This is a genomic window from Risungbinella massiliensis, assembly GCF_000942395.1.
GTDB classification, from domain to species: Bacteria; Bacillota; Bacilli; order Thermoactinomycetales; family Thermoactinomycetaceae; genus Risungbinella; species Risungbinella massiliensis.
Genome location: NZ_LN812103.1, coordinates 749213 through 767622, shown reverse-complemented (window position 1 = coordinate 767622; position 18410 = coordinate 749213). Strand labels below are relative to the sequence as shown.

Sequence of the window (18410 nt, the reverse complement as noted above, 5' to 3'; positions counted from 1 at the left end):
TTTGTGTTGCAGAAAAAAAGCGCCAATGCTGGCGCATAATCGTCTTTATTCTAACATTGTTGAAAAAAAGGTAGCAAGCGTCCTAGATGTTAATCCATCCCCAAACGTTGACGTAGCGCAAGACATTTTGGAGGAACATTAGTAATGATGGTATCGACACCTGCTCGCAAAAGTCGCTCCATCTCCACAGTATCATCTACTGTGTAAGGTCGCACGGCGATCCCTCGTTGTTGTGACTCCTTTACCAAATCGTCTGTCACGAGTGAATAATGAGGGTGGATCCCATTAATCCCTAGTAGCTCCGCATACTTCCAAGGTGTATCTACATGAATATTATAAAGTGCTGCAATTTGATAGCCAGGGCGGAGTTGGTGAAGTCGGTGCACACTTTCCAAGTGGAAGGTTGAAAAAATCACCTGCTCCTCCATATCATATTCCTCCACTAAGGAAATCACTTTTTGTTCTAAACCTGGATACGCCACGACTGAGTTTTTCAATTCAATGTTTAACTCCATTTTGCTCCCTTGAACCAACTCTAATACTTGGCGGAGTGTTGGAACACGTTGGTTTTTATATTCTGAGGAAAACCAGGAACCATTATCTAATTGTGAGATCTCGCTCCATGTAAAATCTTTTACCCAACCAGTTCCATTGGTCGTTCGATCCACCGTTTCATCATGAATAACTACTACTTCTCCGTCTTTTGTCAATTGCACGTCCAACTCAATCCCATCAGCTGACACCTTCATTGCCCATAAAAAGGCTAACATACTATTTTCCGGCGCAACTGCTGAGTAGCCACGATGGGCAAATACTTTTGTTTTGCTCATTCTTCCACCTCACGCAAAGCCAACTGTAGTAGCGTTCGCACCCCTACTCCGGTCGCTCCTTTACTCATAATTCCTCTCTCTTTAGTCAGTTCAGCAGTTCCTGCAATATCTAAGTGAACCCACGGAGTCTCTTCTGCGAACTGTTTCAAAAAAACACCGGCTTGGATCGCACCTGCTTCCATCCCATCATCATTTTTCATATCTGCTATGTCACTCTCAATATATTCCTCATACTCTTCGAATAACGGTAACTCCCATGTCTTTTCTCCTACCATCCTAGCAGCACGTTTCACTTCAAGACCCCATTGTGCATCATTGGTCATCAGAGCAGTCGCTTCAAAACCAAGGGCGATAATGGTCGCTCCTGTTAGCGTTGCAATATCTACCAGTCTAGATGCCCCTAACTTCTTGGCATAAGAGATCGCATCGGCCAAAATGAGCCGTCCTTCTGAATCAGTATGGGTGATCTCCACCGTTTTTCCACTATATGTACGAATTACATCTTCTGGTCGCATCGAACCAGCATCTACAATGTTTTCACAAATCGGCAATAACGCCATCACATTGTGATAGGGAGTTAATTGAGCCAAACCATCCATTACCGCGAGAACCGTAGCAGCTCCTGCCATATCACGTTTCATTCCAAACATCTCTTTGTCACCTTTGAGCTGTAAACCACCACTATCAAAGGTAATGCCTTTCCCAATCAGCGCGAGGCTATCCTTGCGACCATGATCGCCAGTATACCGAAGAACCAGTAATCTTGGAGAGTAAAGGCTACCTTTGCCAACCGTTAAAATCGCATGCATACCCAAGCGATCTAGGTCCGACTGTTCGAGAACCATAAACTCTAATCCTCTCTTTTGGGCGATCTCCTCTGCTTTGCTTGCAAAAGCATCTGGTGTCATCCAATTGGCTGGCTGATCAGTTAAAAAACGTGCTAAATTGGTAGATTGAGCAAACACTTTTCCACGAAGTAGTCCTTCATCAAAAGCAGACAAACTATAATCATGTGCTGATATAAAGATTGTCTTTACAAATTGTTGTTTTTGTTCTTCCTTAAATGAGGGTGGCTCATAGGCTGCCAGCTCTGCTCCCTCTACCATTGCTTGTACACAATCGACAGTATGAAATCGTTTAATCAAAAAAGACGGGGAGCTCATCGCAATCTGCCGAAGCTCTAGTTCTTCTGCACGCTGTATACCTTTTCCTACTACTTGTTTAAAACGTTGCAGATTCAGCTTCTCTTCTTTCCCTAATCCCAAAATAAAGAGCCGTGCAGCAGGAATTTGCCCCCATAAATGAAGTATCGTTAGCTCTCCATATTCCCCTTTCACCTCTCCTACTGAGATGAGATGAGAAATTTGAAAATCGATCATCTCATCGATTTGCCGAACCAATCCATGAGTTGAAGCTTGGTCCTCTGTATGAAATAGAAAAATCGCATCTGTCGCCAAATGCGTCAAATTTTCTTGGGTCAATCTCCACTCCATTAACTAAACCCCTTTATCTCTCTAACTTTCAAATAGCAACCATTTCTTTATATAATCTATCCTAATCAAAAAAGGGAAGCGTACACAACTAAATTGTGTACGCTTCGATTTCGACAAAAAGGAAGGGTTTTCCTTCTATTTATTTCTTTTCTGAATACTTTATAGAGCTTCTAGCATTAACATTTCTTGGCGCAACTCTTGTAATCTACTTTTGCATTTTGCTATTTTGTCAGGGTTGTTTGCTAGCATGGCATCATAGAGAAGAGCTAGTTCGTAGTCCAATTCAAAACGTAAGACGGGAATGCGCTCCTCCGGTTCACGACATCGAAAAGCTTTGATCACGTCTTCCATCGTTCATGCACCCCTTTATTAGTGGAATTCCACCAATTGGTAATAACCAACTTGGCTACAGGATGCCCCACCAAAAAAGGGAATAAACATAGAAAACAAGCCAAAATATTATGTTTACCAAGTATAGAATAGAGAATCTATGGTTGTCTTAGATTTGTCTGTCTCCACTTAATACTGCTAGAATAAGAAAAAACCCCAAAGGAGGTAACACATGACAATCCCTTCCTTTACAGAACAAGACTTTGCTGTCTTTCAAATACAAGGTTTAGAGCACAGAATGGATGGTTTAAAAAAACAGATTCAACCAAAATTCGAAGTGTTCGGTGAGGCGATCTCCTCATTTCTGACCACTCAATTAAAGCAGGATACCTATGTACATATTGCCAAACACGCCCGCCGTACCGTTAATCCACCCGACGAGACTTGGGTTGCTTGGTCGACCAATAACCGTGGATACAAAGCACACCCCCATTTCCAACTCGGTCTACGAGATACGGAGTTATTTGCCTATTTTGCCCTAATCTATGAATGTGAACAGAAACCCACTTTTGCCAGAAATCTAAAAGAACAATTGCCTGAGATCTTGCCTACGATCCCATCGAGCTATTATCTATCTCTTGACCACACCAAACCTGATGTGACCCCACTTAAGGAAATGTCGGAGAAAGACATGGTACAAGCATTAGACCGTTTGGAGAACGTAAAAAAAGCAGAGTTCTTGGTTGGCATGGTCTTGCCACGTGCAGAAGTAACCAAAACCAGTGGAAGTCGACTCGTTGAGCGAGTGGAAGAAACATTTTCAACTCTTTTATCACTCTATCGACTAGCTGCTAGGAGATAATCGCTTTTGATCTTTTTGTAATATGTATGGGAGTTCTGAGATAACTCAGAACTCCTTTTTATATCCCATTAGTTGCTAAAAAGTTACTCTGTTGTATTGCGTTGGATTCTGCTATACTTACCTAGTTTGATTTGTTATTTTAATTTAGTAGAAAAACATGGGAGAGGGGACTGATCCAATGAAATCGCATCAATATGATCAAAGCCAAACCCCATTGTTCACTGCTCTTCGGGAGCATGCTCAAAAGTCCCCTATTCCGTTTCATATACCGGGTCACAAAAAAGGGCGTGGCATGGATCCTGAGTTCCGTGAATTTATTGGGGAAAATGCACTTTCCATTGACTTAATTAATATTGCACCACTCGATGACTTACACCATCCAAAAGGTGTCATCCAAGAAGCGCAACAACTTGCTGCAACTGCCTTTGGAGCAGATCATACCTTTTTCTCTGTTCAAGGCACTTCTGGAGCCATTATGACAATGGTGATGGCAGTATGCCACCCTGGGGATAAAATAATTGTCCCTCGTAATGTCCACAAATCCGTTTTGTCCGCCATTATTTTGGCAGGAGGAACTCCTATCTTTGTCTATCCAAAAATGGATGAAGTTTTAGGAATTGCTCATGGTGTTACTGCATCTCAAATTGCTATTGCGCTAGAACAACATCCTGATGCTAAAGCTGTATTAGTCATTAATCCAACCTATTTTGGATTTGCTGGAAATCTACAAGAAATTGTGAATCTCGTTCATCGACATGGAATCCCTGTTCTCGTAGATGAAGCGCATGGAGTTCTGACCCATTTTCATGAGCGCCTACCCGTCTCTGCGATGGATGCTGGTGCCGATCTAGCTGCCACTAGTGTTCATAAACTAGGCGGCTCTTTAACCCAAAGTTCTGTACTGAATGTACGAGAAGGATTAGTCAATCCACAACGAATTCAATCCATTATCAGTATGTTGACGACAACCTCTACTTCCTATCCGTTGCTCGCTTCCTTAGATACCGCTCGACGTTATTTAGCGTTACATGGAGAGCAGCTGGTGGAGGAGACATTGGCACTCGCCACTTGGACAAGAAAGCAGATCTCAGAGATTCCGGGTATCTCTTGTATCGGTAGAGATTGGTTACGTGGAGAAGCTCTTTTTGACATGGATGAAACCAAATTGATCATCCATTTAGATCAACTTGCGATCAATGGACATGATGCCGAGATTTGGCTTCGTGAACATTACAACATCGAAGTAGAGCTAAGTGACTTACACAACCTACTCTGTCTCATCACCCCTGGAGATAACCAAGAGACCGTCGCAATACTAGTTGATGCTCTTCGTCATCTTTCGAAGCAATTCTATCAACCAAACAAAACTACAAGAGAAACGATACAGTTACCTGATATTCCAAAGTTAGCTCTTTCTCCTCGAGATGCTTTTTATTGTGAAACCAACACCATTCCACTCTCTGAGGCGGCTGGAAAGATTATCGCTGAATTTATCATGATCTATCCACCTGGTATTCCTATTTTGCTACCAGGCGAGTTAATCACACAGGAGAATATCGAATATATCCAACAACATTTAGAAGCAGGACTTCCTGTTCAAGGGACAGAAGATCCTAGCGTACAGATGGTAAAAGTAATACGCTAGTACTTCGTATGAAGAGAGATACAACAAAACCATTTCCATCTTGGAAGGTTTTGTGTATCTCTTTTCTTCATCCCCTAATTAATCCATTATTCTAAGATTATGTTAAATATATTTTTGTTCGATAACTCACCTAGAAGAAATGGAGGGATCAAAACTGAAACATATGAGCTGGAAAAGCGTTGGATTATTCTGTATTCGCTTTCCTATTGAAATGTTTGGCTTCGTACTGGGAGCCATCTTAGTAAGTAGCTGGTTTCATGCCCCATTTCCTGTTTATATGGAAGGCGATCATATCTTTTCTCCATTTCTTCACTCTGGACTTTTTCAGACATTTCTAGTTTGGAAATCGATTGACACGTTGAGTAAATGTAGAGGGGATTTAAGCCCAGAATTTGAACCATTATCTTGGAGAAAGTTTGGTAAGACATTGGGCTTTGCTACATTTCTATGGATTTTTGGCTTTTTCTTTGTAACTCATATAGCTTGGGAAAGTTCCGCTAAAGTTCGAACCCGATCATTATACGAAGATATTTATCGTTATATTGTCGATACTAGTCTACAAGAGGCTTTTCTCACTTCCCTATTCATGATTTTGGTAACTGTCAGTCTTCGTACTTTTTACTTTTGGCTTGTACAAAATGTGGAGGCATTTCGCCCATCTACGAATCACTACTATATCGGACCTTTCCAGTTCAAATCTGATTACATTCTCAAAAGCAAACGAGACAGACGAATAAAGTCATATACAAAACCGATCTATTCAAAAAAACGAAAGAAGCAACATTCATCTTGATTCTTGATAAAAAAACGCAGCTCCCATAAAAAACTGTGGGGACTGCGTTTTTTTGCTCTCTTTCGCCCGAATACCCCCTAATCTACCCTATGGCAACTGAATGAGATTTGTTGACAAAATGTGAAAACGCTTTATAATCGATTTGACTAATATTTTCATAAAGGCGGGGGATATGATGAATAATTTCTTCGAAAAAGCACAACGCTTTGGAAAATCATTTATGCTTCCTATTGCTGTTTTACCTGCGGCAGGTCTGTTATTGGGAATCGGGGGCGCACTTTCCAATCCGAACACATTAATTGCGTATCCTTTTTTGGATGTTGCATGGCTACAAGCTATCTTTTCTATCATGAGTTCAGCCGGAAATATTATCTTTGCTAACTTAGCTATTATCTTTGCTGTCGGGGTAGCAGTAGGTTTAGCTCGCTCTGATAAAGGAACAGCAGGTTTAGCAGCCTTACTTGGCTATTTGGTTATGAATGCAACGATTAATGCACTATTAAATATAACTGGTAAATTAGCAGAATCAGACCAACTAGCTCAAGCTGGACAAGGAATGATCCTTGGCATTCAATCATTAGAAACAGGGGTATTTGGAGGTGCCGTCGTAGGTATTTTGACCTACTACTTGCACAATCGATATAACAAGATTGAACTTCCCCAAGCAATTGGTTTCTTTGGTGGCTCACGTTTTATTCCGATCATTACCTCGTTTGCCTCGATTCTATTAGGTGCTGTGATGTATGTCATATGGCCATTTATCCAACAAGCTATCTTTGGAATGGGCGGACTGGTTGAAACAACGGGATATATTGGAACCCTCATCTATGGATTTGTATTACGACTGCTTGGTCCTTTTGGATTGCATCATATTTTTTATCTCCCTTTCTGGACTACTGGTCTTGGTGGTTCCGAGATTGTAAACGGTCAACTTGTAGAAGGTACCCAAAAGATCTTCTTTGCACAATTAGCAGATCCTAGTGTCCAACAGTTTTATGAAGGCACTTCTCGATTTATGTCTGGCCGTTTTATTACGATGATGTTTGGTCTGATCGGTGCTGCACTTGCGATCTACCATACTGCCAAACCAGAAAACAAGAAAAAAGTATTTGGACTTATGTTCTCTGCGGCACTTACCTCTTTTTTGACTGGGATTACAGAGCCTCTCGAATTTGCATTCTTATTTGTAGCACCTTTCTTGTATGTGATTCACGCCTTCTTCGATGGACTTGCGTTTATGATGGCTCACATATTCCAGATCACAATCGGTCAAACGTTCTCAGGTGGATTTATTGACTTTATCCTGTTTGGTGTCTTACAAGGTACCGCCAAAACGAATTGGATTTATGTTCCGATCATTGGTGTTGTGTGGTTCTTCTTGTACTACATTACCTTCCGTTTCTTGATCGTAAAATTCAATGTCAAAACACCAGGACGGGAAGACGAGAACACTTCAACCAATACCACTTCTTCCACTGCGTCTACTAAATCTAGCCGTGCTGAGCAGATCGTAGCAGGATTAGGCGGAAAAGAAAACATCAAAGACGTAGACTGTTGCGCTACTCGCCTTCGAGTCACTGTTTTGGATGGAAGCAAAGTCTCCGAAGAGAAAATCAAAGAGACCAATCCAAATGGAGTCATCGTTCGTGGGAATGGTGTTCAAGTAATCTATGGTCCACAAGTCACCATTATTAAAAATGAAGTAGAAGAATGGTTAGGGGAATAAGACGTGGTAAACAAAGAAGCATTACTCCAAACACTAAATAAAAAACTGATCGTATCCTGTCAAGCTTTAGAAGACGAACCTTTGCACAGCTCCTATATCATGAGCAGAATGGCAGTCGCTGCAAAGCAAGGTGGGGCGGCTGGTATACGAGCTAATTCAAAAGAAGACATCGCCGCAATGAAAGAAACAGTCGATCTACCCATCATCGGAATCGTCAAACGCGATTATGCAGACTCTCCTGTCTATATCACTGCTACCATGAAAGAGATAGAGGAGTTGGTATCAGTTGGGACAGAAATGATCGCTCTTGATGCAACCAAACGTATTCGTCCAAATAAAATTACGCTAGAAGAATTCATACAACAAGTAAAAACCACCTATCCAGATCAACTATTGATGGCCGATATCGCCACTTTAGATGAGGCAATCTTAGCCCAGAAACTAGGGTTTGATGTGATCTCTACTACTCTCATCGGCTACACCGAAGAAAGCAAAGGTCACAAATTGTATGAGAATGATTTTGCTCTATTAAAAGAAATATTAGAACATGTATCCGTACCTGTCTTTGCAGAAGGGAATGTTTACACTCCAGAGGCAGCCAAACGTTGTCTTGAACTTGGTTGTCATGCGGTGGTAGTGGGAGGGGCAATCACTCGCCCACAACAAATTACACAGCGATTTGTCCATACTATTGAATCATAATGAAAAGGCTTGGAACTTGCTTCCAAGCCTTTTTTATATTTTCTTATGCTTGACCAACACGTCCACGGTCTCTTTTCTCTTCTGTTCTAATCGAGCTTCTTCTAACAATTGCATTGTGATCAGATCTATTACATACACAATCGCTAATTGATTATTAAAAAAATGAGCATCCCGCAAATGAAGAGTATTGGAGGTAAGTAAAATCGTATCCGAAACATCTGTTAAAGGAGTATGATCATGATTAGTAACTGCGATCACATGTGCTCCTCGACTTTTTGCTTCCCCTGCTGCTTCCGTGATTTCTTTGGTCATTCCTGAATTGGAAATAGCGATGATCAAATCATTTTTTTGGCACAAAGCTGCATTCATTAGCATCATATGGGAATCCGTCATCGCATCAACGATAAATCCCATCCGCATCAATCGATATTTAAACTCCATTGCAGAAAGACCTGAATTTCCCACTCCATAAATACAGATTTTCTTAGCTGTGAGAATGGACTGAACCACTTGATTTAACTTCTCTAACGAGATCATCATGGCAGTAGAATCGATCGTCTCTAAATAATAGGACTTGACTTGGTTCATCACATCTTGATGTGCCTGATGATCTAGCATTCTACTATTGAGCAGTACCTTAAACTCAATAAAACTTTGGCAACCTAATTTTTTACAAAATCTAGTGATAGTAGACGGGGAAGTTCCTGTTTTTTCGGCCAGATCTCCAATGTTCATATTCGTCGAGTTGTTTCTATACTTTAAAAAGAAATCCGCCAATTTTTTCTCCTTAGCTGAGAATAACGGGTAATTGGTCTGAATTCTGTCTAGTATAAATTGAGAATCCAATGTAGCGTACACCACCTTTAGTAAATCTCGCTAGCCATTCCGGTCTGTGATTTTTATACCCTATTGTATCATGCTCCTGTTTCCTATATGGGCTTCTTTGTTCCATTATGGAAAATCGCGCTAAAAAAGCAACCTCCAGGGCATCATTGGAGGTTGCTTTTTTACTCTATAATGAATGAATTAATTATGACATACTAAATAGTTAACTTAGCTAATTGTTTCTTCAGTCTTTTTTTCGGTATGGCAACTAGTACACTTAGCATAGAGAACATGGACCTTTTCACTCTCAATATACTCTAAAACATCCTCACATTCTTGGCAAACGATAATCCCCAACATCCTAGCTCCTCCTGTCCATCATGTACTATATATACCTTATATAACGAATAATACCGCTTACATTTTTTAATGTGTTACACCAATTAATATATTATTACACACTAATTATGTCAACCCGTTTTCTTATTTTCAAATTCTTTCAACGCTGCATTTTATACAACTTGATCCATAGAAAAGCAAAAAAGAGAGTCGGTTATCCGAGCTCTCCTTCATCATCCATATCTAGTAAATCCATGTTTTCTTTATTCTCAAACAAATGGATCAGCTCACCCAAAAAAAGAACTTCCTCTTCTTCTAGCTTGTGATCTTCTACTGTTAGGATCAAGAGAACTCCGGCGAGATGATGTCCTCGATAAAAAGGATACGCAACAAAATGATAATGTTTTCTTTTTTCCCAGAGCAATCCCCCTCTCATCCCTGCTAATGTTAGAAGATCATCTCCAAAGGGAAGAATAATAGGAAAAACACTTTCTCCCGCATGGTATTCCCTTCGAAAAAACCCTTCTTCCGGAATATAAAGGGATACACTGACATACTCTCGTATACTTTGAAAGATGGAGGTACAGACAAACTTATAAAAGATAGAGAATTCAGTCGGGTACCGATCAGACATGAGTCCGATCTCTGCACGGAGCTCATCTAATAAATCTGCTTTTTGCATGGAATCTACTACCTTTATCTCCAAAATATTTCAACATAATTTTAGCACAATATTCAAAATTATGCACATAAGTTTGAATTAGCAAATGAGTACATGCTACTATGAGTACATGCGGTTGTTGCATTTAGTTTTATTAGATGTAGGCCTGACGGTCGTTTTAGCCGGTTTCTTTTCTACCCCGGCTTCCTTCATTCATAGTCACATCGAAAAAAGGGGAAAGCCCTGGCTTAGGTCTAATATGCAACATACTCTATCGTTACTTAACCTTTATTCCCAAGGAGTGTGTCGAGGTGAAAAAGAGTTCCTATATACGGTTAGTACCAGGTGCCAAACAAACCGAGATTAATCTCGATGGATTACAAGAATTGCTCCAAACATACCGAAGTCGAATGAAAAAAACGGGCGAACAGTTACAATGGGACTATGAAGCAGCTGCTTTTCCATATGAGATCGAAAAACATCAACAAGACGGAATCACCTATCTCTTGTTAAAAGGAAAAGATCCCTCTGCTTATTATTACCTTGTCATGGGGACGGGAAAAGAGGACGAAACGGGAGTAGAGTACATACAGATCGTTCTTCCAGATCGAGCCACTCATGGCGACATCTCAAAGGCAAATGAATACGCAAAATTCCTTGCCAAAGAAGTACAAGGCGAGTTAACCATGTTTAATGATCGTACCATGTACTTTCAAGCAAAAAGATAAAAACACAAGGGAGTCGTTCGATTGACTCCCTTGTCTGATATACTTTAGTAAAGTGAAATTTCATTTAGTGGGACTTTATTCATTACTGACTGAGTATTGCTGGCCATATCGGGGTCTTATTAGCCATTAGACCATGATAATCTTGTATAACATTCTGAAAATAAATGTTATCTATCTAGGGGGATTCGTTTTTGGACGGACTAGAAAGTTTCTTAGCTTATCCACTAAGTCAATTACCATTTGTCATTATCGCGCTTATCATCGCTTTATCTTTGCACGAGTTCGCCCATGCTTATGTGGCATACCGTTTTGGAGACCCTACTGCCCATCAACAAGGAAGAGTCACGTTAAATCCCTTACGTCATCTAGATCCAATTGGTACATTGATGATCTTTTTAGTAGGGTTTGGATGGGCTCGTCCTGTTCCAGTAAATCGCTTTTATTTCCGTAAACCTCGATTAGCTGGTGTTCTCGTCTCGGTAGCTGGACCTTTGACCAACCTTGTACTTTGTTTTCTCTTCATGGCAACTTACCAGTTTTCACCAATCTCAAATTCCATCCTAGATCAGTTTTTCCAAATTAATATCTTCCTAAATGTCAGTTTATTCGTTTTTAATCTAATTCCTCTACCTCCATTGGATGGTTACCGCATAGTAGAAGATCTACTCCCAAATCGTTACCGTGCCAAATTGTCTGAGTATGAGATGTATGGCGTCTTTGTATTTCTCTTATTAGCAATTACTCCACTTGGCAACTATGTTTTTACCCCTCTTTTTAATACTGTTGTTCCGTTCATCATATTCAATATGGCTTCCATCCTCTCCTGACAAATAAAGAGCGACGGATCTAATGATCCGTCGCTCTCCTATTTAAGATGGTAGCTTGGGTAGTATTGCTTGTATTTGATTTTGTTCCGATTGCGAAAGACCCGTCGTGGAGGTTAGTTGTGCATAGTAACTCTCCAATTCTTCTAAAGTAGTATGATACGTAACTTCCCAATCATTATCTAATTGCATCTCATAATGATTTTGAAATTCACCTTGAATCGAATCTAGCCACTGACTTAACTCTCGCTCCCATAACTCTAAACATCGCTCATAGAAACGTTCCTTTTCATTCTGTTCAAAAAAGGCTTTAGGGTTACGGAACAGAGGAAGTAACTCACGGAAATGGGTCGGTTCCATCTCTTCCCATGGAGTAGCTACCGTATGTTCCGATATATTCTCAAATTCTGGCCAAGAAAATGGCGTTCGTTGGTACCGGTTTTGGCACTGATCTTGTAGGCGTTCTCCTGCCTGTTCCAACTCTCGTTTGACAAAGAGAGAGGCTCTTAGGCTAGTAGCTCGCATCTCTTGGACGAGTTCATGTCGCATAAACTGGATCGTCTCTTCAATACATAGGAGTAGCTTTTCACGAATCTTACTCGTTCCGGAGAGAGAAAGAACAGATGGGTGGAAAATCTCTTTTAGCTCTTCTCTCAAACGCAATATAATCCGTTGTTTCACATAATAGAATAGCTCCAACCACTCTTGTTCCATCGCTCCCTTTATACCTCGTACATCTACCAATTGAATCATTTCACGAATCTCTTGATGCTCTTGTTCCAGACACCTTTTTCGCTCTTCTAACTCACTTTGTCCCCGCTTGGCACTATCCAATAATTCTGTTCCCCATTCTTTGGCACGCTTCAAAACTGTTTCCATTTGGGTTAGAGCGACTTGCGATAACTCATGATCCAAAAAGTGAAAGAATGCTTCCTCTAATGCGTCTATGTGTGATTCCCCTCGAGTTTGAGGATCAATCGCTAATTTACTAGAGACTGGAAATAGCCTTGGTGACGCAATCCCAAATTTACGAAGCTCACGTTCTACATAACTACATACAGCATGCTGCTCCTCTACTGATTCAGCTAGATCCGATGCATTCACCACAAAAAACATCTTATCCATCTCAATCGCACTCCGCACCCGTCCCATTTGAATGAGGAGCTCTTGATCTGCACGGGAAAAAGCATGTGTGTAGTAAGTAAGAAAAAAGAGAGCATCCGCTTCTTTCATATAGCGGAAGGCCATCTCCGTATGTCGAGAGTGAATAGAATCCGCTCCTGGGGTATCAACTAGAAAAATCCCTCTTCTCGTCAGAGGCGTATCCCGGTAAACCTCCACTCGCTCAATAAAACAGGAAGTCTCTTCTTTGGCTACATACTCTCGCAACTCTTCTAAGGAGATTACGATTTGAGCTCCAAGTTGACTTTCGATACCCTGAAAGTGGGTAGCTACAGCCGTGATAAATGGAACCGTCATTTTTTGTAGTGTTGTATACTCTTGTCGCCCTAATACTTGCCTAATCATCTTCAGCGCTTCTACTAAACTAGTTGGTTTCTTACGGAAGTGCTGTAGTGAGGTCTGGAGTTCTCTTAAAAGGGTCTCTTCCTTTTGAAAATAAACAACCGCCGTACCATCTGGATATGATTCAGTCGGTGGCAATACTTGTGTAATCGTAGCTGTTGTAGGATGTGGCGAGACAGGAAGAATGTTTAGTCTACTAAGTGCATTCGCAAAAGAGGATTTCCCTGCACTAAATGCTCCAAATAGAGCAACAAGGAACGAACGATTCTCGAAACGTTCTTTCTTTTCTAGTAGGTCACGTGTAAATGAACCAAGAGATGGTATTTTCTTTAACTCCTCTAGATACTGGCCGATCTCTTCCAAAGAAGGCTGTTTCTCGGCTATGTGATCTGATGCCTTTTCTGGTCTCTTCTCTTCTATTTCCTCTTCTATATCATTATTCTCTGATTGGCTTGATACTTCTTGCTCTTGGATCCTCCTAACCTTTTTATCCAACCATGCCTGTTGAAGCCACTTATCCACCTTCTCTAAACCATCAGCTGGTGAGGTATGTGTTCTGTCCAAAAACAATTTCTGATACTCCAGTAGCTGTTCTGTTTGTTCTTGCACTAGTAGGATCTGTTTTTCCAATTGTCGAAGCTCATCTTGTTTTGATTGCCAATCTGTATATTGGCGTGTTTGCTCTTGTTTCCACAAAGGGAGCAATCGATCGATCCATATAGATCGAACATACTGTTTCGTCTTCTTCTGAATCCCTTCCGCTACTTCTGCTGTGTAGTTCAGCAAAGCATTTCCAGACGTATCGACTCCTTCTCGACGATACCCTGCTAGCTCATCTGTCGAAATTGCAAACGAATGTTGATAAATATTTGCTTTCCAGGTCGAAGCTGCTTCTGGTGTCCGTTCCATTAATTGAGTGAGCATTTGCTTCACATGTACTTCGATCTGTGATTGTATCACTTCATTCAACTTCTTTTGGAACACTTCTAATCGTCTCTGACGTTCCACTTCTGTCTTTCGTTTGGAACCAAAAAACCCCACCTTAAATGAGGACTGCATGGAATCCAAGTACCGTTTTGCATCATCACGTAAAGAAGCCGGCATCAGATAAGCATTTTGAAGGATGGCCTCCAAATCACGTTGCCAATTCTTTTCGACATCGGTTACAAGTTGCTTCCACTTCTGACCATCTAGTTCTAACACCTGTTTTTTATCTGCTAATTCCTCGGCTGTACAGTCATTTTCCTCTAGTGTTAATTGCTGCTCTTTTTTCCACCACTCTAAATGTTGTTCCTGTATGTGTTCCAATTCTATCTCAATTGATTTCCGAAGTAGCTCCTCACGGTCACTAGGAAGAGAATCGAGAAGTTCTTTTAATTGGACTATCTGATTAAAAGCCAAATCATGTCCACGTAAGCTGGTATAAAAAATTGTGTCATACGGAATATCCCAAGACTGAAAGGACCCTTCCAATTCAGTTCGATACTTTTCAAAAGAAAGTTCTTCTTCGTGGTGTTTATCAATCTGGTGTACTATGAGGAAAATTTTCTTCCCTCGATCAGCTAGTTGACGTAAAAACTGATGGTTCACTTCTGATTGGACATGATGATAATCCATCACATAAAACAATAGATCTGCGAGGTGGAGCGCTTTCTCTGTCGCTAGTTGGTGAGCGCTATCTGTCGAGTCAATCCCTGGTGTATCCAAGAGTGCTATTCCACTTGGCAATGCCACATCTTCTCGTGAGATCGTGATCATCGCGACCTCTGCCCCATCACGAGCCAGGCGGGTAAGTTCTTCTTCTCCATCTGTGCCAGTATAGACTAGCTCCTCACCTGCTTGAGTAAGTACGATAGTTTGATCTTCTCCACGCCGTACTTTTACTACATTGGCACTAGTAGGAATTGGACTGGTAGGTAACAATTTTTTATCATACAGTGAGTTGATCAAAGAGGATTTTCCTGCTGAAAAATGCCCACAAAAGGCAACTGCTAACTCTTGATTTTGCCATTTTTGATACAAATCCAACACCTGATCTAGGTGTGACACATCATTTGCTTGACCTAACTGATATGCAAAGAGTTTTAATCGTTCTTCTATTTGATGTAGCGTTTTTGTCATAATATTTGTCGGTCCTTTCTATATAAGCCCAAGTCTTATTGTACCGACCTTTATCGCAAAAAAATAGCTCCCTTTTCCAAGAGATAACCATGATAAATTGACTTTTTATTATAAATAGCAATTATACCCAATCATATAAAAGTATTGCTAACCAAACTTACACCTGCTATTCTTAATCCCAATATTAATTCAACATCTTTGACGAGAACAAGTAGAGTGAGACCCTGATCACCAGAGAATCGACGGTTGCTGGAAAGTCGATGTTCAGACTTATTCGAAACTCATCTCCGAGATGCAAAGCTGAACCATTAGTAAGCTTTGTCGGGCTGTTCCCCGTTACTAGGAACACGTATGAACAAGTACGTTGATCGAGTGTCGCAATTTAGATAAGTTGCGGAACTAGGGTGGTAACGCGAGGTACAACTCGTCCCTAATTGGAGGGGACGAGTTTTTTATTTCCAAAAAAACAAAAGGGAGAGAACACAAGATGAAGAAAACAGACACATTTTTTATCGGACTTATGCTATTTTCCATGTACTTTGGTGCCGGAAACTTAATGTTCCCACCCTTTTTAGGAGATCAATCAGGTACCTCCTATTGGCTAGCTATCACTGGATTTATCGCTACAGGAGTTGGTTTACCAGTGGTCGTCCTAGTAGCTGTCGCTTTAACAACAGGGGGAGCACAGGCGATCGGAAATCGTGTAAATCCTATCTTTAGCAAAATATTCATGGTAATCATCTATCTCTGTATCGGGCCATTCTTAGCGATTCCACGTAATGCTACCGTAGCTTATGAGATGGGAGTCAAGCCTTTTCTCGGAGAGTCAGTTGGAACTTCCCCGATCTTACTAGCTGTATTTATCGGAGTTTTCTTTCTGATCACATGCCTAGTTAGTCTGAATCCATCCAAAATGTCGGAATTTATGGGCCGCTTAATCACTCCTACGTTGCTAGTAGCAATCTTGATTTTGTGTGTAGCAGGTTTTATTTATCTGGACTCTCCTGTCCAAGCACCTACAGAAGCCTATCAATCCGGGTCTTTCTTTAAAGGATTTATTGAAGGATATGCTACCTTGGACGCCCTTGGATCTCTTGCTTATGGGATCGTGATCATGACTGCAATTCACCAAAAAGGAGTACAAGATCGCGGACAATTGACGAAAAACACTATTAAAGCAGGATTTATTGCTGGATTGATTCTCGCTCTTGTTTATATCTCCCTCGGAATCATTGGAACAAAGATGTCTGTTGGGACCTATGAAAACGGAGTAGAGATCCTCGTCGTTTCCTCTAGCTATTTATTTGGATCGGGTGGTACAGTGCTACTAGGCTTGATTTTCACCTTAGCTTGCTTTACTACCGTAGTAGGACTGACCACAGCGTGTGGACAATACTTCTCCAAGCTGATGCCAAAACTGAGCTATCATATGGTTGTAATCCTTATCTCTCTGGTTGGATTTACCGTTTCCAATCTTGGTTTGAATCAAATTCTAACGATCTCTGCTCCATTCCTGGTAACTGCCTATCCGATTACAATTGTCCTAATCACTCTGGTCTTTTTTGATAAATACCTGAAAGGTTCCAAAAAAGTCTACGGAAGTGCTGTCCTCTTCACTGGAATCGTAGCCATATTCGATGGAGTAAAAGCCTTCGGATTCCATTTGGGACCGATTCAGCCTTTCATAGACTCCCTTCCTCTCGCCTCTAGTGGTCTTGGATGGGTCATCCCCGCGATCGTTGGAACAATCATTGGTCTTGTAGTAGAAAAAGTATCAGACAACAAATCGAAAAAACAAGGGAAGGCACAAATCGTCTAACGATTCACTTGTACAGGTACTCAAACAAACTCCTCCTGAATCCTAAGATCAAGGAGGAGCTTATCCTAAACTGCACATGAATAACAATGGAATATCATCTTATACTAAGCTGAAAATGATATAAGGAGGGAAACCAATGATGCAACAAAATCAATCTGCTACTGACCGGTCACGCAATGCTGCAAAACGTGGCGTAGAAGCAGCTAGTGACGTAGCAAAGAAATCAATCGAAGCTATGGAAAACACCGGTAAAGAAGTAGTGAACCGCGTTTCCAATGCAGTAAAAAATTTAACTAAATAACTGTAAAAGAAGCAACAAAACATTTTGGAATCTTAGACAACAACCATCTCCATGATTTAGTATTGAATAATAAAAGCTTGTTGCATAAAAAAATTCCGTGAAACACCTTGGTTCGCGAATTAATGATGCAACAAGCTCTCTGTGTAAATACTACTTGTATAAAAATATTTGTAGATTTTCATTCTGATCCAATGTTGCCAACAAAACATCATCTATTGTTACGTTGTACGTTTTGCTGATCTTATTTACAACCCATTGTTCATCTTTTCCAAGCTGTAGTAACTCATCGTAATCAAACTTTCGTTCTTTAATAATGGCTCTTGGAAAAGCAAAAGGTTTTGTTGCTATGGATGTATTGGCAGGTGTTAAAGGCTGGTATTGCGGATTTAAAAATATGGAAATTGTTTCTCCCGGTTCCCATAATGCCAGTGCTACTTTTTGGATATCTTCCGTCTTTTCCTTTCGTAGTTCCGACAAAAGAAAATCAACCGTTATCCTTGCTTTAGTAAATTTCGGTAATCGATTTGTCCATTTTCAATAAGAGTGATCGGCGAAGGATTAAAAAACTTCTTTATTGCATTCCACCGCAAAGCCACTAATACCCCGACCACATATAAAATAACCAAAACACCCATTGTAATCATCGAACCCTCTAAGCCCAACTCCTCATCTGATAAAGGATGAGCAATAATATTCCCCAATAATAATGCCATCACAAAATCCAGAAATCGTACAACAACCAAGGTATCTCCTCGTAATATTCCTCATCAAAGGGAATAAAGGTCTTTTTGGTCAGTTCCTGCCATTCCTTTTGTGTATAGAGAGAGCTTAGTAATTTTTTCAGTTTTAACTGACCAATTACAATAACTTTCAATTCGTGCAAATTT

The 18410-nt window shown here is 40.6% G+C and carries 19 protein-coding genes and 1 other annotated feature; of the genes, 9 read left to right on the top strand and 10 right to left on the bottom strand.

Annotated features, from left to right (window positions below; genetic code table 11):
• Positions 1–89: 89 nt before the first annotated feature.
• From VJ09_RS15030 to VJ09_RS15020, 3 genes are all read right to left on the bottom strand, one after another.
• Entirely contained in the window at positions 90–830 is a 741-nt protein-coding gene (locus tag VJ09_RS15030; RefSeq protein WP_044642446.1) for a glycerophosphodiester phosphodiesterase, read from the bottom strand.
• Complete coding sequence (locus VJ09_RS15025; RefSeq protein WP_044642445.1) at positions 827–2323, bottom strand: leucyl aminopeptidase; 1497 nt, start codon at positions 2321–2323, stop codon at positions 827–829. The genes VJ09_RS15030 and VJ09_RS15025 overlap by 4 nt, the downstream gene beginning before the upstream one ends.
• A gap of 159 nt (positions 2324–2482) precedes the next feature.
• A complete protein-coding gene (locus tag VJ09_RS15020) occupies positions 2483–2674 on the bottom strand; it encodes a hypothetical protein (RefSeq protein WP_044642444.1) in 192 nt (63 codons plus the stop codon).
• A 211-nt stretch (positions 2675–2885) separates the two neighbouring features.
• On the opposite strand from VJ09_RS15020, the gene VJ09_RS15015 reads away from it, so the two are divergent.
• From VJ09_RS15015 to VJ09_RS14995, 5 genes are all read left to right on the top strand, one after another.
• On the top strand, positions 2886–3515 hold the full coding sequence (locus VJ09_RS15015) for a YktB family protein (protein WP_044642443.1): 630 nt from the start codon (positions 2886–2888) through the stop codon (positions 3513–3515).
• Positions 3516–3693: 178 nt separating this feature from the next.
• Positions 3694–5160 carry an aminotransferase class I/II-fold pyridoxal phosphate-dependent enzyme gene (locus tag VJ09_RS15010; protein WP_044642442.1) on the top strand — a complete coding sequence of 489 codons (1467 nt, stop codon included), beginning with the start codon at positions 3694–3696 and terminating at the stop codon, positions 5158–5160.
• Positions 5161–5323: 163 nt separating this feature from the next.
• Positions 5324–5953, top strand: a complete 630-nt coding sequence (locus VJ09_RS15005; RefSeq protein WP_044642441.1) for a hypothetical protein — start codon at positions 5324–5326, stop codon at positions 5951–5953.
• Positions 5954–6128: 175 nt separating this feature from the next.
• Complete coding sequence (locus VJ09_RS15000) at positions 6129–7679, top strand: maltose/glucose-specific PTS transporter subunit IIC (RefSeq protein WP_044642440.1); 1551 nt, start codon at positions 6129–6131, stop codon at positions 7677–7679.
• A 3-nt stretch (positions 7680–7682) separates the two neighbouring features.
• Positions 7683–8381 carry an N-acetylmannosamine-6-phosphate 2-epimerase gene (locus VJ09_RS14995; RefSeq protein WP_044642439.1) on the top strand — a complete coding sequence of 233 codons (699 nt, stop codon included), beginning with the start codon at positions 7683–7685 and terminating at the stop codon, positions 8379–8381.
• A gap of 33 nt (positions 8382–8414) precedes the next feature.
• Here the strand turns inward: VJ09_RS14995 and VJ09_RS14990 are convergent, their stop codons facing one another.
• The 3 genes from VJ09_RS14990 to VJ09_RS14985 all read right to left on the bottom strand — a co-directional run bounded on the left by VJ09_RS14990 (position 8415) and on the right by VJ09_RS14985 (position 10227).
• Positions 8415–9239 carry a MurR/RpiR family transcriptional regulator gene (locus tag VJ09_RS14990; protein WP_267904329.1) on the bottom strand — a complete coding sequence of 275 codons (825 nt, stop codon included), beginning with the start codon at positions 9237–9239 and terminating at the stop codon, positions 8415–8417.
• A gap of 195 nt (positions 9240–9434) precedes the next feature.
• The gene (locus VJ09_RS18135; protein ID WP_082050603.1) at positions 9435–9566 is read right to left on the bottom strand and encodes a GapA-binding peptide SR1P; all 132 of its coding nucleotides are present in this window, start codon (positions 9564–9566) and stop codon (positions 9435–9437) included.
• A gap of 193 nt (positions 9567–9759) precedes the next feature.
• Positions 9760–10227: a hypothetical protein gene (locus tag VJ09_RS14985; protein ID WP_044642437.1), complete on the bottom strand. Its 468-nt coding sequence runs from the start codon at positions 10225–10227 to the stop codon at positions 9760–9762.
• Positions 10228–10517: 290 nt separating this feature from the next.
• On the opposite strand from VJ09_RS14985, the gene VJ09_RS14980 reads away from it, so the two are divergent.
• Together VJ09_RS14980 and VJ09_RS14975 are read left to right on the top strand one after the other, a co-directional pair.
• Positions 10518–10934, top strand: a complete 417-nt coding sequence (locus VJ09_RS14980) for a DUF1885 family protein (RefSeq protein ID WP_044642436.1) — start codon at positions 10518–10520, stop codon at positions 10932–10934.
• Positions 10935–11125: 191 nt separating this feature from the next.
• Entirely contained in the window at positions 11126–11761 is a 636-nt protein-coding gene (locus tag VJ09_RS14975; protein WP_044642435.1) for a site-2 protease family protein, read from the top strand.
• Between the two features lie 42 nt (positions 11762–11803).
• On the opposite strand, the gene VJ09_RS14970 is transcribed toward VJ09_RS14975, so the two are convergent.
• A complete protein-coding gene (locus tag VJ09_RS14970) occupies positions 11804–15403 on the bottom strand; it encodes a dynamin family protein (RefSeq protein WP_044642434.1) in 3600 nt (1199 codons plus the stop codon).
• 189 nt (positions 15404–15592) lie between these two features.
• Positions 15593–15838 (top strand) — a binding site (T-box leader).
• A gap of 52 nt (positions 15839–15890) precedes the next feature.
• On the opposite strand from VJ09_RS14970, the gene brnQ reads away from it, so the two are divergent.
• Entirely contained in the window at positions 15891–17222 is a 1332-nt protein-coding gene (gene brnQ / locus VJ09_RS14965; RefSeq protein ID WP_044642433.1) for a branched-chain amino acid transport system II carrier protein, read from the top strand.
• 136 nt (positions 17223–17358) lie between these two features.
• A complete protein-coding gene (locus VJ09_RS18730) occupies positions 17359–17523 on the top strand; it encodes a hypothetical protein (RefSeq protein WP_187118723.1) in 165 nt (54 codons plus the stop codon).
• Between the two features lie 150 nt (positions 17524–17673).
• Here the strand turns inward: VJ09_RS18730 and VJ09_RS17760 are convergent, their stop codons facing one another.
• Genes VJ09_RS17760 through VJ09_RS14955 form a run of 3 tightly spaced genes read right to left on the bottom strand, consistent with a single transcriptional unit; the run spans position 17674 to position 18397 of the window.
• Positions 17674–18000: a YetF domain-containing protein gene (locus VJ09_RS17760; protein ID WP_052807438.1), complete on the bottom strand. Its 327-nt coding sequence runs from the start codon at positions 17998–18000 to the stop codon at positions 17674–17676.
• A 14-nt stretch (positions 18001–18014) separates the two neighbouring features.
• Positions 18015–18266, bottom strand: coding sequence for a DUF421 domain-containing protein (locus VJ09_RS17755; RefSeq protein WP_147635529.1), 252 nt, complete (start codon positions 18264–18266; stop codon positions 18015–18017).
• On the bottom strand, positions 18236–18397 hold the full coding sequence (locus VJ09_RS14955; protein ID WP_154662376.1) for a hypothetical protein: 162 nt from the start codon (positions 18395–18397) through the stop codon (positions 18236–18238). Before VJ09_RS14955 ends, VJ09_RS17755 begins: the two co-directional genes overlap by 31 nt.
• Positions 18398–18410: the final 13 nt, after the last annotated feature.

Excerpts from the sequence above, each read along its gene's own strand:
- VJ09_RS15030 (WP_044642446.1), bottom strand. The coding sequence starts at position 830 with ATGAGCAAAACAAAAGTATTTGCCCATCGTGGCTACTCAGCAGTTGCG.
- VJ09_RS15025 (WP_044642445.1), bottom strand. The coding sequence starts at position 2,323 with ATGGAGTGGAGATTGACCCAAGAAAATTTGACGCATTTGGCGACAGAT.
- VJ09_RS15020 (WP_044642444.1), bottom strand. The coding sequence starts at position 2,674 with ATGGAAGACGTGATCAAAGCTTTTCGATGTCGTGAACCGGAGGAGCGC.
- VJ09_RS15015 (WP_044642443.1), top strand. The coding sequence starts at position 2,886 with ATGACAATCCCTTCCTTTACAGAACAAGACTTTGCTGTCTTTCAAATA.
- VJ09_RS15010 (WP_044642442.1), top strand. The coding sequence starts at position 3,694 with ATGAAATCGCATCAATATGATCAAAGCCAAACCCCATTGTTCACTGCT.
- VJ09_RS15005 (WP_044642441.1), top strand. The coding sequence starts at position 5,324 with ATGAGCTGGAAAAGCGTTGGATTATTCTGTATTCGCTTTCCTATTGAA.
- VJ09_RS15000 (WP_044642440.1), top strand. The coding sequence starts at position 6,129 with ATGAATAATTTCTTCGAAAAAGCACAACGCTTTGGAAAATCATTTATG.
- VJ09_RS18135 (WP_082050603.1), bottom strand. The coding sequence starts at position 9,566 with ATGTTGGGGATTATCGTTTGCCAAGAATGTGAGGATGTTTTAGAGTAT.
- VJ09_RS14985 (WP_044642437.1), bottom strand. The coding sequence starts at position 10,227 with ATGCAAAAAGCAGATTTATTAGATGAGCTCCGTGCAGAGATCGGACTC.
- VJ09_RS14970 (WP_044642434.1), bottom strand. The coding sequence starts at position 15,403 with ATGACAAAAACGCTACATCAAATAGAAGAACGATTAAAACTCTTTGCA.
- brnQ (WP_044642433.1), top strand. The coding sequence starts at position 15,891 with ATGAAGAAAACAGACACATTTTTTATCGGACTTATGCTATTTTCCATG.
- VJ09_RS18730 (WP_187118723.1), top strand. The coding sequence starts at position 17,359 with ATGATGCAACAAAATCAATCTGCTACTGACCGGTCACGCAATGCTGCA.